The sequence below is a fragment of the Flavobacterium sp. 245 genome (assembly GCF_004362055.1).
Classification (GTDB): Bacteria; Bacteroidota; Bacteroidia; order Flavobacteriales; family Flavobacteriaceae; genus Flavobacterium.
In genome coordinates this window covers 409,898-431,654 of record NZ_SNXB01000005.1, presented here as the reverse complement: position 1 = coordinate 431,654, position 21,757 = coordinate 409,898, and the positions used below count along the sequence as shown (strand labels likewise).

The following is a 21,757-nucleotide window of genomic DNA, read 5'->3' as shown; positions in this document are numbered from 1 at the left end:
ATTAAACAATACAAAATATGTTAATACAAAATTTAAAAATAGCTATTATTGGCGCTGGCCCGGTTGGTTTGACAATGGCAATTTTGCTTCAGAAAAAAGGAATTGACGTAACCGTTTATGAAAGAGATAAAGATGCGCAAACCAGAATTTGGGGCGGAACGCTTGATTTGCATAAAGATTCCGGACAAGAAGCGATGAAAGAAGCCGGATTGTTAGAACGCTATTTTGAGCTGGCAATACCAATGGGAAGAACCGTTGCAGATCAAAATGGCGAAACTTTATTTGTACATAATACAACTCCAGAAGAAGCGCATGACAATCCAGAAATAAACAGAAATGATTTAAGAAATTTGCTTTTAAATAGCCTAAAAAGCGAGACTGTTGTCTGGAACAGCAAAGTAAACGAACTCGAAGTTAAAGATGGAAAATGGATTTTACATTTCGAAAACAGCAAAATTGAAACAGCAGATTTTATAATTGGTGCAAATGGTGGCATGTCGGCAATTAGAAAATATATTTCCGATGCTGAAGTCGAAGAAACAGGAACGTATATGATTCAGGGCGAAGTTTCTCAGGCCGAAACGAATTGTAAAGATTTTTTCGATTTATGCGACAACAATATTTTGATGACGTCGTATAGTGGTAATTTGTTAGTGGCAAACCCAAAGAATGCAGCATCTTTGAGTTATAATGTCATTTTTAAAACGCCATCAAACTGGATTTCTGGAAATGAATTGGATTTTATGAATATAGAAAGTATCCGTTCATTTTTAATCAATCGATTTTCTGATTGGGATGAAACTTATAAAGAGTTATTTCGAAAAACATCATTTTTTGTAGGACTGCCAACAAGAAAAATTTCCTTAGAAAACGAGTGGAAAAATAATCGTCCTTTACCTATAACACTTATTGGCGATGCAGCACACTTAATGCCTCCATTTGCGGGTCAAGGTGCGAATATTGGTTTGGTCGATGCCATGATTTTGGCAGAAAATCTTTTGAATGGAGAATTTAAAAGCATTGAAGCCGCCATCGCAAATTATGAGCAAAAAATGTTTGTTTATGCCAAAGAAGCGCAGGAAGAAACTAGAAATAATGAACTTATAATGCGGGCTCCAGATTTTTCTTTTATGAAATTTGCCAATTGAATTTTTTAGGTAGTCATAAGTTTCTGACTTATTGTATGTAGTTTTAGTTTGAACGTTATTTGTTTTACCAAATAAAAAAGTAATTTTATAAGTACTAAAATAATAAATTATGGCAGCCAAAAAACCAGAAGAAATGAGCAACGAAGAGTTGCTTAAAAATGAAATAATCTTTAAAACAGTAATTTATATTTTGCTAATTTTTGCTGTAATATTGCTTGCAGCGGGAATATGGCTAACTATTGTAAAAAAACAGTTTAGTGCTTTAACTGTTATTCCAATATCGCTTGGTATAATTGTAATGGTTAATGCAAATACTTTGAAGACTTTACAGAAAGAGAAAAAAAGCAGAGGATTGTAAAAATCTCAGTGCTTTTTTTGAATAAAATCAATAAAAAACTCCTTATGAAATTAAGGAGTTTTTTGTTGGGCATTACAGCTGAAATACATTTTAATTTTACATTCCTGGCCAATATAAAAAATTGAATTTATGGCCATCTGGATCTGTAAAACCAAAAGTATAACCTTGCTGAAAATTTTCAGGCTCAGAAAAGATTTCGGCTCCTGCTTTTTTTACGATTTCATACCATTCGTCAACATTTTCTCTGCTGTCTGCAGATAAAGAAAAGATGATTTCATTCTCAATTTTAGTATCAGCAGATTTGCCTCGCAAAGCATTATCAAATCTTTTTGGGATGAAAAAGTTTATTATAAAATTCTTTTCTCCGTAAATGAAACTTACTAATTCTTCGGTTTCTTTTCCGTTTTGTTTAAAACCAAGATCGGAGTAAAATTTAATTGTTTTTTGCAAATCATGTGAAACCAAGTTTGCCCATATCATTTTCGTTTTCATAAACTTTAATTTTAGTTATTTCGTTGCATGCAATCAATCTGAACACATAGAAACATAGATGTAAAATAAGATCTATGTTTCTATGTGTTAAATAAAAATTATACGCAACGCGTTTTAATTAGACAGTTAATAATCTAAGTTACTGAATTAATGTTCTGTTTGGTTTTCAATAACTTATAAAATTTTGTTATATAAACTGTCTTTTTTAAAACTCAAAAGCAGTTTTGTACTGGCAATCTTTTGTTTTAATTTTGCACGACTGCTGCAAAGTGCAAAGCGCTGAAAATAAAGACAAAATAAAAAGTGAAAAAGGAAGAAACAAACTGGACGATTTGTGAGGAATGTCAAGGACGCGGGAAAAAAAGTCAGCGAATCAGCAAAAAAGTGAAGCTTCGTTATCAAATGGAATTAGACCAATTTGAAAACAATAAAGGCGAAGGAAAAACTCCAGTTCCGCCTAAAGCACATTTAAAGTTGTGCATAAATTGCAGTGGATCAGGATTAGTACACACTTCAAATTCTCCTTTAGCAAATAAAGAAAACTATCCGCATGTAGCTATTATTGGAGGTGGAATTGGCGGAGTTGCTTTAGCAGTGGCTTGTCTCCATCGCCAAATTCCGTTCACTATTTATGAACGTGACAGTAATTTCGATGCCCGATCACAAGGTTACGGACTTACTTTACAGCAGGCGAGTAAAGCAATGACGGGATTAGGTATTGTGGCTTTAGAAGAAGGAGTAGTTTCGTCAAGGCATTTGGTTCATACTACAGATGGAAAGGTGATTGGTGAATGGGGAAACAGAAAATGGATTCAGTCAGAAGAGAAAAAATCGCCGAAACGTTCAAATATACATATCGCAAGACAATCTTTGCGTTTAGAGCTTTTACAGCAACTCGGCGGAAATGATGCCGTGAAATGGGGACATCAATTAATAGATTTTAAACCATTTGAAAGTGATGAAGTTGAGCTAACTTTTAATGTCGATGGAGAAATAAAGAAATCAAAAGCAGATCTTGTTGTTGGCGCCGATGGTATTCGCAGTTCAGTACGCAGACTGCTTTTAGGAGATGATGTTGCTCCTTTGCGTTACTTAGATTGTATTGTGATATTAGGTATTTGTCCTTTGAGTGCACTTGAAGGCGTTGAGAGTGATTTATTAGATTCGGCTACCGTATTTCAAACCGCAAATGGCAACGAGCGAATTTACATTATGCCTTATAAAGCTGATTCTGTAATGTGGCAGCTTAGTTTTCCAATGTCAGAAAATGAAGCAATTGAGTTAAGTGCTAAAGGCCAAAAAGCGCTAAAAGAAGAAGCCTGCCGACGAACACAATGGCACAATCCTATTCCGCAGATTTTAAACGCTACAAATGAAGCTCAAATTTCGGGCTATCCTGTTTACGATCGAGAATTGCTTGATTCCGAAGTTTTGAAAAAAGGAAATGCTGTAACTTTAATTGGCGATGCAGCGCATCCAATGAGCCCGTTTAAAGGACAAGGTGCTAATCAGGCGCTACTCGACGCGCTTTCTCTGGCTCGGGGCATTACGAGAGGATGTAAATCTTTATCGCACTGGAAAAAAGTTGGAATTAGGGAAAGTGTTTTAAATGAATTTGAAGCCGAAATGCTTAAACGAAGCGCTGTTAAAGTAAAAGATTCTGCAGATGCGGCACAATTTCTCCATTCTGAAATTGTACTTCATGAAGGTGACGAACCAAGAGGACGCTGTTTGAAGAAAAAATGATTTTCAGATATTCTTAAAAATCTTGAAGCTTCTATTTGAGAATTATTGTTTTAAAGTGTTGCAAAACAGTACTTTGTAATCATTCGTACTTGCTCAATAAAAAAAGTCGTACTGTTTTTTTAAAACAAATGAGTACGACTTTTTTTATTCGGTCGCGCAGCTCTTGCTTCTTTCCCAAATTTGTATCGAAATAAATTTCTAACCTAAAATTCGATACAATGAAAACTTCAGTAAAATTTTTAGCCACACTATTCTTAATAAGCAACTTTTCTTTTGGACAAGATATTTCTAAAAGAATTGATTCGATAATAAAGGACAATTATCAAAAAAATCCAAACGTTGGTATAAGCGTCGGTTTTATTAAAGATGATAAGGAATATTTTACCGCTTATGGTAATTTGAATTCCGAAAGCCAAATTCAGATTAATAAAAATTCTCTATTCGAAATTGCATCAATTACTAAAATTTTAACTTCAAATTTAATTGCTCAGGCCGTTATTGAGAATAAAATAAAAGTAGATGACTATATAGACAATTATCTTCCGAAGGAATATGTTTTGCAGAAAAATCTTCAAAACAAAATGAAAATTTCAGATCTGGCTTCTCATCAATCTGGTTTGCCTGATATCGATTTTGGAAAACTAATAGAACTAAATCCGCAACAGCCTGTAAGTAATGTAACCGAAAAAACATTGGCGGATATAATCAATAATTGCACTGAGCTGAAAGATTATGGTAAATATCGCTACTCTACAATTGGATATACCTTACTCGGCCAAATATTAGAGAAAGTCTATAACAAGAATTACGATCAAATTATTATAGAGAAAATAATTGCCCCATTAAAAATGAAAAATACATTAACAAAAGATTTTAATGTAAAGAACATTACCACTGCCCATAATCCTGATGGCGGTATTCAGGAATTCTTTAAATGGAATGTTACTGCGCCTGCCGGATTAGTAAAATCGGATGCTGCAGATATGGTTATGTATTTAAAAGCTGTTTTAAATAGTAAAACTTCAGTAGGCAAAGCAGCAATAATTACCGAAAAAATATTTTACAAAGATGAAAAGAGAGAAATGGGATTAGGCACAAATATTGTCACAGATGATAAGAACACAATTTATATGAAATCTGGTGATTCGATGGGACAATCTTCGATTATCTGTTACAACAGAGCTAAAAATTGGGGTATCATTATACTTCTAGATCAAAGAAATTCAAAAATGAGACAGAACTTGCTGAATACAATTTATGATACTGTTTTGAAATAAAAAGTACAAAAATTAAAGCTAAAACAACTATTTAATAGACTATAGAGTTGTTTTTTTATTTGATTCAAAGAGAAACTTTGATGAGATGATATTCAGATTTATTTTATTTCAGTTTTCATTATAGTAATTGATTATAGGTTCAATATTCTTATATTCGTTTTAATAAGTTTCGAAATTATTGCACAATTTAATGAACGATAAATTAATTTTTCCAATTGTAATTCATCCAATTCCAACAAAACTAGAGCGTTTTTTAAGTTCGTTTTTAATCGCTTTTATTTTTATTCCTTTTTCTTATGGTGTTTTTACCGGTCAAGGAGTGTATTGCTGGAGTTTGCCATTTGGCTTTTTTGGAATGCTGACTTTTAATCATTTTACAGATTATAAATTCACAACATTAAAAATAATTCAAAAAAATAAATTTATATCTTTTGATGAGAATGGATTGAAAATTTTGCAAGATGATGAATGTTTTGTATACGATTGGAACCAATTAGAAAATATAAAAATTAATTTAATTGCGTTTAAAGGTAAATGGAAGGATGAAGATGGGAAATATGACGGAATCGAAAATTATATTGTATTTACTTTTGAAAATATAAGGCAGAAACATCTTTTTTATTTAGATACACCTAAAGAGTTTAATTGTTTGTGGGATTGTTTTGAAAATATAATTTTACCAAAATTATATGAATCCAAGCGAATTAAAAATGAAAACAGAATTATAGCGCAGTTGAAATACGCAGAATTACAGCGATTTAAAACTAAATACAATATAAATAGGTACACTGATTTTGTCTATTTCAACTAGAAAAGAAAAAATAAGAGTTGATAAAAAACTTTTAGACGATAAATAGAAAATCTCCTAAAAACTCAGATTATGATAAATCACAAGAGCATAAAATTTTTAATTATACTTTTTATATTTATTGGTTTTGGTTTTTCGATGCAGTCTAATAAATCTGGAATAGAAATATTTACTGTCAACGGAAATTTTAAAAGTTCATTGAAAGATTGTCATTATTGTTTTGATGAAAACACAGTGCTTTTATCTCAAAAGCCAATTTTTGATGAAAGTGACATTAAAGGTTTTACTTGGAAAAACCAGCAAATTTTTCTCAATGAATCTGGAAAAAGAAAATTGAAAAACCTTAAAATTGCCCTCTCTGGTATGCCAGTCGTCATGGTTCTGAATAAAAAAAGAATTTACGGGTTTTGGTTTTGGGATAAGTATTCTTCTTTTGGTTGCGACCGAGTTTATACATATCCAGAAAAAGATTTTAAAATAAAATTTGGTTTGCCTGCAGACTACACTTTTGGGAAAGATCCAAGATTTAATACGTTGCTTCAAAAATATGTTCTAGAGAAATACAAACAAGATTAATGATCACATTAGTGCGGAATGCTTTTTGCATTAAATATGTTTTCTGACTGAATAGTAATTAAACAATCAAAATCTGAAATGCGCTATAAAAACATAAAAAGGATTTTATCTACATTCGGAATATTGATTTTCTTTCTTCCTTTTTTCCAGATGTGTTCCGATGAATCTCTAAAGTCAAAACCTGCATTTTTTAAAACCCAATCAGATTCTCAAGATCAATTAGAGAAAAATGTTGCTTTTGAAAAAGCAAAAAAAAATGCGACTTTAACGGGTTATGATCTAGCGCTCGTCTTAGAAATTTCACTTTCATCAATATTCACTGTAATGATGATGCTCAGTTTCATCATTTGGGTTTTCACACTTCGGAATTTCGAAATTTCAATTCTGTCATTTTTAAATATGCTTTTATCTTTAATCGCTATTATCGCTTTGATAACTATACTTCCCTTTGGTCAACTCAGATATGGAATAATTTTATTTCAATTAAATTCTGTGCTACTTTTTTATTTCGTTTGCAAAGAGGAATGAAAGAATTGGCTCTGTAAAAAAATAATTTCCGAAGAAATCAAACTTCTTGTTCCAAATCGCAAAAAGTAATTATTGTCCTTGTAATTTTCATCCTAAAAAACCGCATTTCATACCTATATGAAAGCGGTAATTTTTAGTTAACGGATTGAATTTGCTTGTATCGACCTGAGCAAAAGCTTTTTTAATTATGAAGTTTTTTCGTAAATAAAATAATATTACATTTAATAGTCATAACCATTTATAATCCGTGTTTTTAAAAGCTTAGAAAAAAATAGTTAGGATTTATTTTTGAAGGATTTAAAGAAGATTTCAATGAGAAAAGTTGATGAAGTACAGTAATAATATCCTTATATTCGTTTTACGATAAAAAAATTCTGCGAAATAATAATGGAATCCAATCAACTGCTTTTCTTTTTGAGTGCTTTAGGAGCTTTTAATGGTTTTATACTTTCACTATATTTTGCTATAAATGCTAAAAAGAAAATTTTTGCAAATTATTTCCTGTCCTTGCTTCTGTTGGTTTTAAGTATCCGAATTATAAAATCTGTTTTTTTCTACTTTAATCCTGCCTTATCCAATATTTTTATTCAAATCGGACTTTCAGCCTGTGTTCTTATTGGACCTTTTCTTTTTTTAAGTCTGAAGCCGAACGCAGAATATCAAAAAACGAATTGGATAAAACACATACTGCCTTATTTGGTAGTAATAACCATTTTAGGAATTTTGTATCCTTACACTAAACATCGGGCAATGTGGAGCTGTTGGATTGTGAACGCAATATATTTTCAATGGTTTGTTTACATTCTTTTATCCTTCAGATATATTCTGCCTATTATTCAAAAACTCAAAGGAAAAGAAAGTTTAAAAAAAATAGAGGTTTGGTTTCTTAGCATCTATCTGGGTATAGCATTTATCTGGCTGGCCTATACCACTGTTGCTTATACTTCTTATATTGTAGGAGCTTTATCTTTTACATTTATCCTGTACTTAATTATTTTGCTTTTAATTTTTAAAAGTAGCAGTGAAAGTGTGTTTTTTCAAGAAAAGAAGAAATACAAAAATAAAGAAATGGATGCCGAAATGCAGGATCTGATTGGCCAGAAATTCAATATAATAATAGACAAAGAGCTTTATCTTAATCCAGATTTCAGCCTTGAAGAAGCTTCAAAAGAACTAAAAGTTACAAAGCATTTATTATCTCAGTATGTAAATGAGATTTTGGGAAAATCTTTTTCAAATCTTATTAAAGAATATCGAATTGAAACAGCAAAGAGGTTATTAAAAACCGAAAAAAATTTCACGTTCGAAAGCTTAGGTTATGACAGTGGATTTAGTTCAAAATCTGCTTTTTTTACTGCATTTAAAAAAGTAACCGGTTTAACACCTGCAGAATACCAAAAAGCACATTTAGAATAAGTTTGAAATTATAAAATAAGAGTTCTACATTATAAATTAGAACCTTTCAAAAAAACAACTACTGGATATTTGCTCTCATTATTAATAACTAAAACTTTAAAAATGAGAACAGTACTTTTATTTATTTCTTTAAATTTTTTCTTTCTTAGCGCAAATGCCCAATTAAATGATCTTGGAAATGATTGGGGTTTGATTCAGAAAACACTTAATCTATACTTAGATGGGCAGGCAACAGGAGATTCAGTTAAAGTAGGCCAATCTTTTCACGATTCTTGGCAGCTTAAATATTTTGCCGACGACAAATTGAATGTTGTTCGTAAATCAGAATATATGAAAGGATATAAAGCACCAAATGCTAGATCTGCTAACTGGTCTGGGCGTATTATATCTATTGATATTACAAACAATGTTGCTGCGGCCAAAGTCGAAATTAGTACTTCAAAACTTTTGTTTGTCGATTATTTTAATCTCATGAAAATAAATCAAGATTGGTTTATAGTAGATAAGATTTCAACTAGAACGCCTCATAGAACTGTTGAGGTTCCAGCAGCTAAAACGAAGTAATGGTACTTAAATTAACTTAATAATTTTAGCAAATGAATAAAATAATAATTTTATTAGTTGTTCGCGTACTTTTATTTTCTGCAAATGTAAATTCTCAAAATAAAATCTTATTTGTAACTTCAAATCAAGATTTTTATGGAAATACTAAAATTCCTGCTGCCAATCATTTTGAAGAGATTGTCGTTCCTTATGATATTTTTATAAAAGCAGGTTATACAGTTGATTTTATAAGCCCAAAAGGTGGTGCAATTCCTATTGGATATATAAACAGTTCTGATAGTTTGCAAAAAAAATATTTGTATGATGGCTGGTTTATGGACAAATTGGAGCATACAAAGAAACCAACAGAAATTATTCCCAGCGATTATGTCGCTATTTTTTACAGCGGAGGCGGAGCGGCGATGTTTGGAGTGGCGGACGATAGTGCAATTCAAAAAATTGCAACAACAATTTATAGTAATAACGGCATTGTTTCTGCAATTTGCCACGGAACTGCCGGAATAGTTTATTTGAAAGATGAAAAAGGAAAATCGCTGTATGCTGGAAGAAAAATTACGGGTTATCCAGATGCGTTCGAAAATAAAAATGCTGAATATTATAAGGCATTTCCATTTTCAATAGACAATGCGATTAAACAAAATAAGGGCAATTTTGTTTATTCTGAAAAGGGAGGAGACGCTTTTTATAGTGTCGATGGTAGATTTGTAACAGGACAAGATCCGAGTTCTGGCAATAAAGTGGCAAATGAAGTTATATCAATTTTAAAAATTGATATAGATTAAATTACGGAAGTTTTTGGCTGTGACCGAGTTTATATGAATCCAGAAAAAAATCTAAAATAAAATTCGGTCTGCCTGTTTCTAAAAATCACAAAAAGTAATTATTGTCCTTGTAATTTTCATACCTAAAAAACCGTATTTCATACCTAATCCCTGATTACATGCTTAATAGGGATGTTTTTGAATATATTTTTGTCTCTCAAATTTTAATTAAATAATTTATGAGAAAACAATGGTTTAGGAGATTGTTATATGCTGTTATTGTAGCAATAGTTGTTTTAGTAAGTGTTTTTATATGGGCAGATAATGAATTAAATAAAGTCTTGGGTAAATCGACCCAAGTAATAAATATTTCTTCAATTGTTAAACCATCTACGGCAATTCAAATAAAAAATGTAAACGTTCTTTCAGAAGATTGCACTTATTTTTTAAAGAATCAAAATGTATTAATTAAAGATGGAATCATAATTCAACTTGGAAGAAATCAATTACTGGATAGCGCAATTACCAGTATTGAAGGAACAGGAAAATTCCTGATTCCGGGGCTTGTAGATAGCCATGTTCATTTAAAAGAAAGCAAGAATGATTTGTTTTTATATTTAGTAAATGGTGTAACTTCTGTCAGAGAAATGGCTGGAAGTACTGCAATTTTAGAATGGAGAAAAGAAATCTTAAATGGTGGTATTGGACCGCGAATGTTTATTGCTTCTCCACCCATATTTAGTGAAAGCGGACTAACGGGTTATTATTACAGTTGGACAAGACATTCTATTAATTATTCGACCGAAAAAGATGCTGAAAAAGCAATCAAAAAAATAAAAGAACAAGGTTATGATGCCATTAAAATGTATGGTTTTGTTAATCCAGAAATGTTTAAGACAACAATAGCGATAACCAAAAAACAAAATATTTCAGTTATAGGTCATATTCCCCTAGTTAATTTAGAAACTTTTTATAAATCAGGTCAAGTTGAAGTGGCGCATGTTGAAGAACTAACCATAAAAACGATTGATGAATTTGGGAAATCAATTTCTAAAAACCCGAAAGAATACCTTCAATTTTTAAAACTTCGTTCTGACCAAATTGCAAAAAAGCTCAGAGAAAATAACATAAATGTTACTTCAACGGTTTGGCTTTGTGAAAGTTTTTCGAATCAAAGATTTGACTTAAAGGCTAAACTCAAAGAAATAGAACTTGAATATGCTAATCCGAAAATTATTGAAGGAACGCCACTTTACAAATTAGGCTGGTTGCCTGGTGAAAATGGTTATGAATATGATGGGAAGGATGATGATAAAGCTAAAAAGCTATCCAAAACTTTTTGGAATACTTATGCAGAAGCTATTCATATTATGACAAAAGCATTGGTTGATAATAAAGTTACAGTTATGGCAGGAACAGATGCTAATGTGGCCACTGTGGTTCCTGGATTCTCACTTCATAACGAATTAGAATCTTTGTCTAAAAGCGGAATGACTAATTCACAAGTACTTTATGCGGCAAGCGTTGCGCCAAGTAATTGGATGAAAAGAAATACCGGAAAAATAAAAATAGGATACAAAGCTGATTTGGTTCTGCTTGGAAAAAATCCATTAGAAAATATTTCAAACACTAAGGCTATTGAATATGTGTTTTTTGATAAATATAGTATCGATAAAATCCAAATTGGAAATATTCTAAAAGCGATCAAAGATGTAAATAATCAAAATAGAAATAGAAATAGAAAGATTGATGAATATTTATGAATAAAAAAAACTCCTTAATTTATTTAAGGAGTTTCTTGGTGGGCTTTAGAAATCACCCTGTTTATGAATTATTTTTTAAATGATTTAAAGAATTTTTTTTAAGCATTACCTTTCCTGTTCTTGATCAATTTGTTTCCTACTGTGCAAATAACTATTAATGCCAAAAAATGGATTAAATAAGACTTAGGTTCGCCATTTCCATTGACAAAAGAAAAAACCCGATTCCACCTTACTTTGTTAAAGCCTTTGCCATCTTTATCCCAACTTAACCAAATAAATACTGGTTTGCCAACTACGTGATCAAAAGGAACGTATCCCCAAAATCGTGCATCTAGAGAATTTTGACGATTATCTCCCATCATCCAATAATAATCCTGTTTGAAAGTATAAGTATGGCTTGCTTTGCCATTGATCAAGATCTCTTTACCATTAATTTTTAAGTTATTACACTCATATTCTTCAATGATTCGTTTATAAAAAGGAAGTGATTTTACATCTAATTTAATAGTCGCTCCTTTTTTAGGAATATAAATAGGGCCGAAGTTGTCTATATTCCAACCCAAAGATGGAATATGAGGAAATACATTTCCGTCCTTACCCTTTGGCGTCAATTGTTTTTTAACTTCTTTTACAACAGGGTTTGTTGCTATTAATTTGGCTTCTTCATCTGTTAATGTCAAAAAGTACTCGCCAGTATTGGTAAGTGCAAAATACCCATTTTCATACTTTAAGCCTTCTCTGGCGCCATATTTATGAATAAGGTCATCTTGGCTTATTGCATCTCCTTTTGTATCAACCAAAAAGTTATATTGAGGTTTTGCACTATTGGGTAATTTTGATATTTTGCCGTTAATGTATATATCTCCATTACGAATTTCTAGAGAATCTCCTGGGATTCCAACACATCGTTTAACCAGGTTTGTTTTTTTGTCAATTGGCTTGTAGTAATTTCGATCAGGATGAAAATTATCCATATCACGCAGTGTATCTGCAGGCTGATTAAAAACTACAATTTCATTGCGTTCAATGTTTTCTATAGCTGGAAGTCTGAAATACGGTAATTGAAACTTGTTTAACAAGGATGTTTCTTTTTTTGTTACGTCATCATTAAATAAATATGATTTTTTACCTAATAAAGGAATTGAGTCATGCACCATGGGCAATGCAACTGTGGTCATGGGAGTTCTTGCCCCAAAATTAATTTTGCTTACAAACAAAAAATCTCCTGTATATAAAGTTTTTTCTAATGACGAAGATGGAATCGTAAACGGCTGTATAATATACGTATGAACCAATGTCGCAACAATGATGGCGAATATAAGAGAACTTATGGTATCTTCTGGTTTAGATTTTGGTTTTAAATCCCGATTCTCAATATAGATAAGTTTTTCAGAAGTATAGTTTAAAAAAGTAATATAGAATCCTAATGTTAGTAAAACAATTATAGTATCTTTTGTAGTGTTTTTTCCAAAACTTCTAATAACCTCTATCCAAACCACAGGAATCATTAAAAGGTTAATGATGGGGATGAAAAGCAAAATGACCCACCAACGTGGGCGTTTAATGATTGTCATCAATATTATTAAATTATAAATTGGTATAAACGACTCTATTGGTCTTCTCCCTGTTTTTAGATAAAGTTTCCAAGTAGATAGCCCATGGATAATTTGTACAATTAAAATAAAGACGAGCCATTGTGATAAAGTCATATTTCAGAAGTTTTATTAATTGTTTTTTCTTTTCTAAATCTATAGTGATTTAGTATATGTAGCTTTTTGCATAATTTGTTACACATTAATAAAACGCAAACCGTTAAAAACTTCATAATCTATTTGTCATAGAGGTAATGGTATTTGAATCGAAAATCCAATAAATTCGGTGTTTAATCAAATTCTAAATAAAATTGATTTTGGTATTAAACAAAAAAAACTCCTTAATTTATTTAAGGAGTTTTAATTTAGTACTTAACAACCGTCTTCGCTAGCGACACGTTTATAAATTACTTTACTATCTCGTTCTACATAGTCGCCCGATAGTATTGAATAGGAATACTTGGGTGCGTACGATATGCTATGGCTTTTTAAAATTATTTTGTCGTTAACTTTCAGGCTCTGCAATTGCTCAAGTTGAGACATTTGCGGCTCAAATCTAAGAATATAATCCCCACCATTAATCCTGACCATCACTCCGAAACCTAATTGTGATCCTGGTGGGAGAGAAAGTGAGGTTACTACAGCTTCCATATTGGTAAAGGTTTTTATAGGCTTGCTTATTTTAGCAATATCGGCAAGAACTTTTTTACCTTGGGGAGACGCTTTCCACTTTTTGACCTTTATACCATCAGGGGTAGCTTCCCATTTTTTCAGTTCGACTTTCCGTTCAGCTGCAGAGAGTGTTTTTGAAGTTGGTTTTTTAGGAGTTTCATTCTTAATTTCGGAATTAGCAAACACTAGACCGCTTACTGCAACCAGCGGTAAAATCAGCGCATAAATGATTTTTTTCATATTTTTTATAGTTTTAATTAAATAGATCTATCTCCTGATAAATCTTGCTTATGTAAGGCATTCTTTTTATTTTTCATACCCTTTTGAAGTTGGTGTAACAAAATTACTTTGATATATTTCAGCCAGAGGAACTTAGATTGTAAATAAAAATGTAAACTTTGTAAATAAAAACTTGACACTATGCATTGGAATCGAAATCTCATATCCGAGAAAGGCAAGTTCCTCTTTGGATTGATACTGCTTTTGTTTATATCTGCAATCTGTGCAGCTTTCGGTATGACTGATAGTGACGACTTTGCTATCGCAAGAAGGGAAATTTTGCTCCGCAGAATTGGACATGAATTACTTTTACAGTCGGGAGATAATACATCTAGGGTTCTTCCCGTAAAAAAGATCGCTGAAAATCAATACCAGATCAGGTTTGAGAATGAGTTTACTTTTCAAACAGACTCATTGGTGAATATTACCCAGCGTTTGTTAGCCAAAGATCCACTCGCAAGTGATTATGTTGTTAACGTAGTGAATTGTGGTAATACCAGTATAGCTTATGGATATGCTATATCAAAAAATAAGAAAGATGATATTGTACCATGTAAAGGAAGAAAGCAGCCCAAAGCATGTTACGTGATTAACATCAAATTTAAACCATTGGGTATAAATACAGCAAAGAATAAATATTTTTTGGCTGGCCTGTCATTTTTAGCATTTGTTGGATTTATTTTTTTTAGATCGGTTAAGCCGAAAGTAACTTTACGTGATGATTCTTCTACTAGTTTGTTCACTTTAGGCTCGGTGGTGTTTGATGCAAAGAATCGTAAGCTGATCATAAATGAAAACACATTAGACCTCACTGGAACGGAAACCCGTGTATTGCTCATTTTTGCATTATCTCCCAATGAGACCATAGAAAGAAGCCGACTCCAAAAAGAAATATGGGAAGATGAAGGTGTTATTGTGGGCCGTAGTTTGGATATGTTCATATCAAAACTTAGAAAAAAACTGGAATGTGATCCGAACATTAAAATTGATGTTGTACGTGGCAAAGGATATAAGCTTAATATTACCTCTTAGGCAGCGATCTGATAGCGCAGATTTGCAATTCGTGCCCATAAAAGGGAAGCATAGTTTCAGAAAAAAAACATAAAAAAAAACTCCTTAATTTCTTAAGGAGTTTCTTGGTGGGCGATGAGGGGTTCGAACCCCCGACCCCCTCGGTGTAAACGAGGTGCTCTGAACCAGCTGAGCTAATCGCCCTATTTTACTAGGTTGCTATCATTTCGTGATTGCGAGTGCAAATATACGCTAGTTTTTGAGTTCTGCAAAGAAAACACACTAAAAATTTAAAGTTTTTTTAATGTGTTTTCTATCTTGCTGATGTAGAATTTGTTATAAACGTAATTTTTTTGGTTATTTTTTATTTTGAAAGCGATGGAACGTTTCTATAAATGTAATCGCTGTGTTTTCCGGTAAAAGATTTTTCTAATTCATCAAAAAAAGCATCGGCATCTTTCTCATTTGGCCAATTCGATTTGATGAGCTCGTCTATTTTATCACTTGATTTTTCTAGATCGGCTAAAGAATCATAGTAAAAAACTTCAAGAAAATCAGTACTATTGGAACCCCATGAATGTCTTAACGGATAATAGGCTTTTATATAAGGATCTTTAAAAGTGATTTTGTCATTGAATTCTTTTGCCTTTTTTGAATCTCCTTTCATGCTCAGCTGTGATTTTCGCAAATAAACAATCATTGGCTTTTTAGTTTCGTCTTTGTATTCTTTCCTGCCAATAGAAGTCACGCTTTGATAAATTTCATCAGAATGCACGGGACTATAAAAAGCATCATATTTTTCAAAAAAAGCTTTTCTGGCCTTTTCATCCGGCCATGCTTTTTTAATTAAATCATCACTGACAGTATTGGCTTTTTGAATGTCTTCCCAAGTTCTGTAAACATTGACTAAAACAATTTCAGTATTATCATCAGTGTAGTAATGAGTGATAATTTCTGATCCAATAATGAGATCGTTTTTGCTGGTAACTTTATCAAAGTATTCCTGTTCTGCTGCTTTCCAGTCTTTGGCTTTCAGTTTAGAATCCAAATTCCGATGCAAAGTTGTAACCGTAATAAATACAGGTTTTTCACTTTCTTTTTCCTGTGCGCTGATTTTCGCGCCAATAAGAATCATCAGTGTGATGATCCCTATAGCAAGGGTTTTTCTCTTTTTCATGTTTAAATTTGTATTGGTTATTAAAAAAAACTAAACAAATTTAAAATATTAAAAATCAAGTAGTTATAAAATTATTATGAATTTTGAAGCTGGTTTTCGACCAAAATTTAACTTTCGTTATTTAATGGGAGTTCAGCCACTACAAATGTACTTCCGCCGGCATAAATGAAATCATTTTTTGTGGCGTTTTTCTTTGCTTCCAAAAATGCTTTTTCAACCGAATCATATTTTTCGCCAATTAAATCATATTTTTTGGCTGTATCTTGCAGTATTTCAGTGCTTAACCCCCTCGAAGAATCGGGTCTGCAGAAATAATAATGTGCTTTTTTAGGAAAGAGCGGTAAAATGGAATCTAAGTCTTTATCGTTTACAACACCTAGAACAATATGTAAATTTTCGTAAGTTTCTTTTTGAAGCTGTTTCATAACAACGGCAAGTCCGTGTTGATTATGAGCAGTGTCACAAATGATTTTCGGATTCTCACCAAGCTGTTGCCATCTGCCTTGAAGTCCTGTGTTTTTTACAACCTGCAATAATCCTGATTTCAAACTTTCTTCAGAAACCTTAAAATGGGTTGTTTCGTTTAAAATTTGAATGGTCTGCTGTACCGTTTTCTTATTGTGAAATTGATAATCTCCAATTAAATCAGAAGGGAAAACTTCTGAAATTAAATCGGAAGCAAAGTAAATCGGTGCCTTGTTTTCCTCGGCTTTTGCCAAAAATACAGGTTGCGTTTCATTTGTATATTCACCAATAACAATCGGAACATTTGGTTTTATGATTCCGGCTTTTTCACCTGCAATCAAGGCTGGCGTATTTCCAAGAAACTGGGTATGATCTAAATCTATATTTGTAATTACCGAAACTAAAGGCGTAATAATATTAGTAGCATCTAATCTTCCGCCCAAACCAACTTCGATAACAGCAATATCAACTTTTTCTGCAGCAAAATAATCGAAAGCTAAACCAACAGACATTTCGAAGAAACTCAAATCATTGGCTTCAAAAAAACTTTTGTGTTTACCAATAAATTCGATTACAAAATCTTCTGAAATCTCCTGGCCGTTTATTCTGATTCTTTCTCTAAAATCTTTTAAATGTGGCGAAGTGTACAATCCAACTTTATATCCAGCTTCCTGCAAAACCGAAGCCAACATGTGCGAAGTTGAACCTTTTCCGTTTGTTCCCGCAACATGGATGCACTTTAAATGATCTTGCGGATTATCAAGATGCGCAGCCAGCAATTTAATATTGGTCAAGTCTTCTTTATAGGCCGAAGCGCCCTGCAGCTGATACATTGGAAGCTGATTAAACATCCAATTGGTGGTCTCTTGATAGTTCATTTATTTGGATAAAATAGTTGTTGATTGAAATAAATTTCGATTTTTGTAGTTTAATATAACAGCGAAAATTATCTTTAGTGCAAATTTCAAATATTTTTTTTAGAATTAATCATAAAAACCAGAATTAAAATATGTTTAGCTTCATTCAATTACAAACAGATACAATCGCAAACGCAGCATCTAACGTAGTTATCGAAAAAATTGCCCCAAATAACGAAATCTCAGTTTTAGACTTTATCTTAAAAGGTGGTGTCTTTCTTATACCAATTGCTATTTTATTGTTTTATACTATTTATGTCATTTTTGAGCGTTATATGTACATCAGTAAAGCGTCGCAAATTGACAGCCGATTAATGCAAGATGTTGGAGATAAATTGAATTCTGGAAATATAGAATTAGCAAGAACTATTGTTGAAAGAAGCAATACTGCTGCCGGAAATATTTTGAAAGAAGGCGTTCTGGTAATTGGAAGACCAATTGCCGAAATTGAATCAAATATGGACCGCGCAGCTGATATCGAAATTGGAGAAATGGAAAGACGTCTTGGACATCTTGGACTTATTGCGGGTATTGCGCCAACGCTTGGTTTTATTGGAACAATTTCTGGAGTAATCAAAATTTTCTACAGTATTTCGGTTACAGAAAATATTAGTATCGGAAATATTTCTGGAGGATTATATGAAAAAATGATCAGTTCAGGTTCTGGATTAATCGTGGGGATTATTGCTTATAGCGCTTACCATTTATTGAACGGAAAAATTGATGATTTTGCTTTAAAAATTCAGAAACAAATATTAGAATTTGTCAATATAATTCAAAGAGCATAAGCTATGTCTATTAAAAGAAAAAGAAGATTTCACGCTGAGGTTGCTACCTCGTCATTAAGTGATATTATGTTTTTCCTGCTGTTGTTTTTCTTAATTATTTCAACGCTGGCAAATCCTAATGTGATTAAAATGACGTTGCCAAAAGCCAAAGCAAATGAAAAGACCAATAAACAGTTAATCAGTTTATCGGTTACCGAAGATAAAAAATTCTATATCGACAAAGAGCCAGTTGATTTTGAAAATCTAGAAACGAGTTTAATGTCAAAAATAGGAACAAACAAAGAACAGACAGTTGTAGTTCGAATTCCGTTTAATTTGCAGGTTCAAGATTTAGTTGATGTTTTGCAGATAGGAGTGAAGAACAATTTGAAGTTTGTAATAGCTACAAGTCCGAAGTAAAAATAATTATCAGGGCGTGACCACAATAAAAAAATGGGCTAATCAGCAAAACGTTGATTCGCCCATTTTTTTATTGCGGTCGGGCTATCCGCGCTACTTCGGTAGCTAGCTCCTATCCCTCACGCTTAGAAAAGAGAGTATAGAATATAGAAGAAAGAGGATAGAAGCAAGAAGCAAGGGGAAAGATTAATGTAAAAGTAACCATAAAGCATGTCATTGCGAGGAATGAAGCAATCTCACCAGCATGTAACACAATCTTGTCATTTCTGACATACTGGACGAAATAAAACCTAAAAAAGGCTTTCTGATAATTATCAGAAAGCCTTTTTTAATTCGTGTAAATTTGTGACTCGAGTCCGAAGGACGAACAGACGAAGTAAATCCGTGTTTTAATTCAAACTAAAATTATAAATAATCTTGCCAGTTTGTTTAACAGGAGCATCACTATCAGATTCCCATTTAGTATTCATTGCTGCAATTCTCGCTTGATCTAATAAGCAGCTTGCCGTATTTGTAGTTCCTTTTATTCCGGCTGTTGCACTAATTGTTTTTCCGTTTTGATCTACCGTTACTTCAACTACAACTTTTCCTTCTTCATTGCAATTGTATTTTGGTGCCGGTTTCGATAATGCTTTTCTATTTCCTAACGAATACCCTGATCCGCCGCCAGAACCGCCACCGCTTCCTGCTCCGTAACCGCTTCCGGTACCAATTCCATTTCCGGTTCCGTTACCCCCTCCGGTTCCTCCGCCAGAACCTCCGGATCCATAATAGCCTTTAGAGTTCAAACTTCCGTTTGACTTTCCTTTATTTCCGGCAACTTTATCATCACCATCTCCACCTTTGTTCGAACCTTTCAAAATACTTGACAAAGCATCGTTTGTAGAGTTCGAAACTTTTGGTTTTTCAGGAACAGGTTTAGTTTCGGGTTTTGTGATTGGAACAGGTTTTTTTGGTTTTTCTTTTGCTGGAACAACTACATCTGTTTCATCAGCTGTTGTGTTTTCCTGAGTAACTATTGCCTCTTCTGGAGCAGCTTTTGCGGGCGTTTGTTTTACATTGTTTTTTACATCCAGAACTTCACTTTTGTAATTTGCTCCCGAACCTAAATCACTGTCGCCAAAATTTATAGTTACGCCACCACCGCCACCACCGCCATCAGCAAGCGCAACATTGTTTTCTGGATTATATGGTGGCCAAAAACGTATGAAGAACAGCAAAATAATTAATGCGGTATATATTAAAGTAGTAAGCGCTAATGATTTCTTCTTATCAGAAGAACTAGAAACACTTGCTCGGTTTGGATTAATTTTATAGGGGTTCATTTTCATTGAACTATTTCGATTCTGAATTATGTAATTGTATTAAATAAAAACGTTTAAAAGTAGTAAAAATTGTTTAGAATGAAAGAAGGAATTTAACCGCAAAGAGTGCAAAGAGCCATGTAAAGTTCGCTAAGCGGTTTGTTTTTAATCTCTCAAAGCCACGAAGCCGAAAAGAAAACTTAAAAAGAAAAACTTCGCGACTTCGCGACTTTGCGAGAAATAAGTTGGCGTTCCTTGCGTAAACCTTTACGAACCTCGCGGTTAAGTAAAAAAAAACGAGCTAAATAAATTAGCTCGTTTAGAATGAAAGTATAAAAAATTATACTAATTGTTTCAATGCAATCTCAAAAGCAGTTGCACTAATATTTGTTTTTGATGAACTTAAAGCGTGTGCCTTTACAATTGCATTTTTTATAATTTCTGAAGTATCATTAAAGATCGCCTCGTCAGTCATTTGTACTTTTTTCTCCATGAAATAAGCGAAAACTCTCGCCATTCCGCAGTTTGAAATAAAATCAGGAATCAAGCTTACTTTATGATCCACTTCTTCCATAATCGATCCAAAGAAAATTTCTTTGTCGGCAAAAGGAACATTTGCACCACATGAAATAACCTCTAATCCGTTTGCAATTAAATTGTCGATCTGTGCTTGAGTTACTAATCTTGAAGCAGCACAAGGAGTGAAAATTTCAGCGCCGATTGTCCAGATTTTAGAATTAATTTCTTCAAACGGAATCATATTTTCGGCAACTAATTTGTTACCGTCTTTATTTAAAAACAAAGTTCTGATTTCTTCAAACGAAAAACCTTCTTCTTTAATCAATCCTCCGTCGCGGTCAATAATTCCGATTACTTTTGCGCCCATTTCTGCTAAATAAAAAGCAGCTGCAGATCCAACATTTCCAAAACCTTGAACAATTGCTTTTTTGCCTTTAATTTCACCGCCGTAAGTAGCATAAAAATGACGAACAGCTTCAGCAACTCCATAACCCGTAATCATATCAGCAACGGTATATTTTCTAGTTACATCTGGAGAGAATTTTGGGTTTTCAATAACTTTGATAACTCCTTGACGCAATTGACCAATTCTGTTGATTTTATCAGCTTCAGTTGGTTTAAAATGCCCGTTGAAAACACCTTCCTGCGGATGCCAAACACCACATTCTTCTGTCATTGGAATAACTTCGTGAATCTCATCAACGTTCAAATCGCCTCCAGTTCCGTAATAACTTTTTAATAAAGGTGAAACTGCTTTGTACCAGCGTTGTAAAACACCTTTTTTGCGAGGATCATTTGGGTCAAAATTAATTCCAGATTTAGCGCCTCCAATTGCTGGTCCAGAAACTGAAAATTTAACTTCCATGGTTTTGGCCAAAGACAAAACCTCGTTCATATCTAAGCCTTTTCTCATTCTAGTTCCGCCTCCGGCAGCTCCTCCGCGAAGCGAATTAATAACTGTCCATCCTTCAGCCTCAGTTTCAGAATCTTTCCAGTTAAAAACAATTTCAGGTTCCTTATTTTCAAATTGCTGTAATAAATCTTTCATTTTGTTGAGATATGTTTATTTTGCGTAAAAGTATAAAATAGAATAATGCGAATAATGTATTTTATTGCAAATTTAATGAAAGAAAAAAAAGAAAGCCGAAAACTATAAGGTTTTCGGCTTTCGGATTTCGAATCTTTTTAAGAAATTCA

General features: G+C 32.8%; 20 protein-coding genes and 1 tRNA gene. 13 read left to right on the top strand and 8 right to left on the bottom strand.

The window, feature by feature from the left end:
* Positions 1 to 17 precede the first annotated feature (17 nt).
* The gene (locus EV145_RS12870) at positions 18 to 1,148 is read left to right on the top strand and encodes an FAD-dependent oxidoreductase (protein WP_133525593.1); all 1,131 of its coding nucleotides are present in this window, start codon (positions 18 to 20) and stop codon (positions 1,146 to 1,148) included.
* Positions 1,149 to 1,257: 109 nt separating this feature from the next.
* Positions 1,258 to 1,506 carry a hypothetical protein gene (locus EV145_RS12865; protein ID WP_133525592.1) on the top strand — a complete coding sequence of 83 codons (249 nt, stop codon included), beginning with the start codon at positions 1,258 to 1,260 and terminating at the stop codon, positions 1,504 to 1,506.
* 96 nt (positions 1,507 to 1,602) lie between these two features.
* On the opposite strand, the gene EV145_RS12860 is transcribed toward EV145_RS12865, so the two are convergent.
* Entirely contained in the window at positions 1,603 to 1,998 is a 396-nt protein-coding gene (locus EV145_RS12860; protein WP_133525591.1) for a VOC family protein, read from the bottom strand.
* 303 nt (positions 1,999 to 2,301) lie between these two features.
* Between EV145_RS12860 and EV145_RS12855 the strand changes: the two genes are divergently transcribed.
* The 8 genes from EV145_RS12855 to EV145_RS12820 all read left to right on the top strand — a co-directional run bounded on the left by EV145_RS12855 (position 2,302) and on the right by EV145_RS12820 (position 11,437).
* Positions 2,302 to 3,744 (top strand): FAD-dependent oxidoreductase, encoded by a 1,443-nt coding sequence (locus EV145_RS12855; RefSeq protein ID WP_243739259.1) that lies wholly within the window; start codon positions 2,302 to 2,304, stop codon positions 3,742 to 3,744.
* Positions 3,745 to 3,962: 218 nt separating this feature from the next.
* Entirely contained in the window at positions 3,963 to 5,021 is a 1,059-nt protein-coding gene (locus EV145_RS12850) for a serine hydrolase domain-containing protein (RefSeq protein ID WP_133525590.1), read from the top strand.
* 190 nt (positions 5,022 to 5,211) lie between these two features.
* The gene (locus EV145_RS12845) at positions 5,212 to 5,832 is read left to right on the top strand and encodes a hypothetical protein (protein ID WP_133525589.1); all 621 of its coding nucleotides are present in this window, start codon (positions 5,212 to 5,214) and stop codon (positions 5,830 to 5,832) included.
* Between the two features lie 69 nt (positions 5,833 to 5,901).
* On the top strand, positions 5,902 to 6,405 hold the full coding sequence (locus EV145_RS12840) for a hypothetical protein (RefSeq protein WP_133525588.1): 504 nt from the start codon (positions 5,902 to 5,904) through the stop codon (positions 6,403 to 6,405).
* 915 nt (positions 6,406 to 7,320) lie between these two features.
* A complete protein-coding gene (locus EV145_RS12835) occupies positions 7,321 to 8,349 on the top strand; it encodes a helix-turn-helix domain-containing protein (RefSeq protein WP_133525587.1) in 1,029 nt (342 codons plus the stop codon).
* Between the two features lie 102 nt (positions 8,350 to 8,451).
* On the top strand, positions 8,452 to 8,913 hold the full coding sequence (locus tag EV145_RS12830) for a nuclear transport factor 2 family protein (RefSeq protein ID WP_133525586.1): 462 nt from the start codon (positions 8,452 to 8,454) through the stop codon (positions 8,911 to 8,913).
* 32 nt (positions 8,914 to 8,945) lie between these two features.
* Positions 8,946 to 9,695, top strand: coding sequence for a type 1 glutamine amidotransferase domain-containing protein (locus tag EV145_RS12825; RefSeq protein ID WP_133525585.1), 750 nt, complete (start codon positions 8,946 to 8,948; stop codon positions 9,693 to 9,695).
* Positions 9,696 to 9,913: 218 nt separating this feature from the next.
* Complete coding sequence (locus tag EV145_RS12820) at positions 9,914 to 11,437, top strand: amidohydrolase family protein (RefSeq protein ID WP_133525584.1); 1,524 nt, start codon at positions 9,914 to 9,916, stop codon at positions 11,435 to 11,437.
* A 98-nt stretch (positions 11,438 to 11,535) separates the two neighbouring features.
* Here EV145_RS12820 and lepB read toward each other — a convergent pair whose 3' ends face one another.
* Positions 11,536 to 13,146 (bottom strand): signal peptidase I, encoded by a 1,611-nt coding sequence (gene lepB / locus EV145_RS12815; protein WP_133525583.1) that lies wholly within the window; start codon positions 13,144 to 13,146, stop codon positions 11,536 to 11,538.
* Between the two features lie 255 nt (positions 13,147 to 13,401).
* Positions 13,402 to 13,941 carry a hypothetical protein gene (locus tag EV145_RS12810; RefSeq protein WP_133525582.1) on the bottom strand — a complete coding sequence of 180 codons (540 nt, stop codon included), beginning with the start codon at positions 13,939 to 13,941 and terminating at the stop codon, positions 13,402 to 13,404.
* 180 nt (positions 13,942 to 14,121) lie between these two features.
* Between EV145_RS12810 and EV145_RS12805 the strand changes: the two genes are divergently transcribed.
* Complete coding sequence (locus EV145_RS12805; RefSeq protein WP_133525581.1) at positions 14,122 to 15,012, top strand: winged helix-turn-helix domain-containing protein; 891 nt, start codon at positions 14,122 to 14,124, stop codon at positions 15,010 to 15,012.
* Positions 15,013 to 15,117: 105 nt separating this feature from the next.
* On the opposite strand, the gene EV145_RS12800 is transcribed toward EV145_RS12805, so the two are convergent.
* The 3 genes from EV145_RS12800 to EV145_RS12790 all read right to left on the bottom strand — a co-directional run bounded on the left by EV145_RS12800 (position 15,118) and on the right by EV145_RS12790 (position 17,511).
* Positions 15,118 to 15,195, bottom strand: a tRNA-Val gene (locus tag EV145_RS12800).
* A gap of 160 nt (positions 15,196 to 15,355) precedes the next feature.
* Positions 15,356 to 16,168: a hypothetical protein gene (locus EV145_RS12795; protein WP_133525580.1), complete on the bottom strand. Its 813-nt coding sequence runs from the start codon at positions 16,166 to 16,168 to the stop codon at positions 15,356 to 15,358.
* A 107-nt stretch (positions 16,169 to 16,275) separates the two neighbouring features.
* A complete protein-coding gene (locus EV145_RS12790) occupies positions 16,276 to 17,511 on the bottom strand; it encodes a bifunctional folylpolyglutamate synthase/dihydrofolate synthase (protein ID WP_133525579.1) in 1,236 nt (411 codons plus the stop codon).
* Between the two features lie 131 nt (positions 17,512 to 17,642).
* Between EV145_RS12790 and EV145_RS12785 the strand changes: the two genes are divergently transcribed.
* Both EV145_RS12785 and EV145_RS12780 read left to right on the top strand, forming a co-directional pair.
* The gene (locus EV145_RS12785) at positions 17,643 to 18,338 is read left to right on the top strand and encodes a MotA/TolQ/ExbB proton channel family protein (protein ID WP_133525578.1); all 696 of its coding nucleotides are present in this window, start codon (positions 17,643 to 17,645) and stop codon (positions 18,336 to 18,338) included.
* 3 nt (positions 18,339 to 18,341) lie between these two features.
* The gene (locus EV145_RS12780) at positions 18,342 to 18,737 is read left to right on the top strand and encodes an ExbD/TolR family protein (protein WP_115889911.1); all 396 of its coding nucleotides are present in this window, start codon (positions 18,342 to 18,344) and stop codon (positions 18,735 to 18,737) included.
* A 389-nt stretch (positions 18,738 to 19,126) separates the two neighbouring features.
* Here the strand turns inward: EV145_RS12780 and EV145_RS12775 are convergent, their stop codons facing one another.
* Together EV145_RS12775 and EV145_RS12770 are read right to left on the bottom strand one after the other, a co-directional pair.
* Entirely contained in the window at positions 19,127 to 20,062 is a 936-nt protein-coding gene (locus EV145_RS12775) for an energy transducer TonB (RefSeq protein ID WP_133525577.1), read from the bottom strand.
* Between the two features lie 319 nt (positions 20,063 to 20,381).
* The gene (locus EV145_RS12770; RefSeq protein WP_035650584.1) at positions 20,382 to 21,608 is read right to left on the bottom strand and encodes a Glu/Leu/Phe/Val dehydrogenase dimerization domain-containing protein; all 1,227 of its coding nucleotides are present in this window, start codon (positions 21,606 to 21,608) and stop codon (positions 20,382 to 20,384) included.
* Between the last annotated feature and the right edge of the window lie 149 nt (positions 21,609 to 21,757).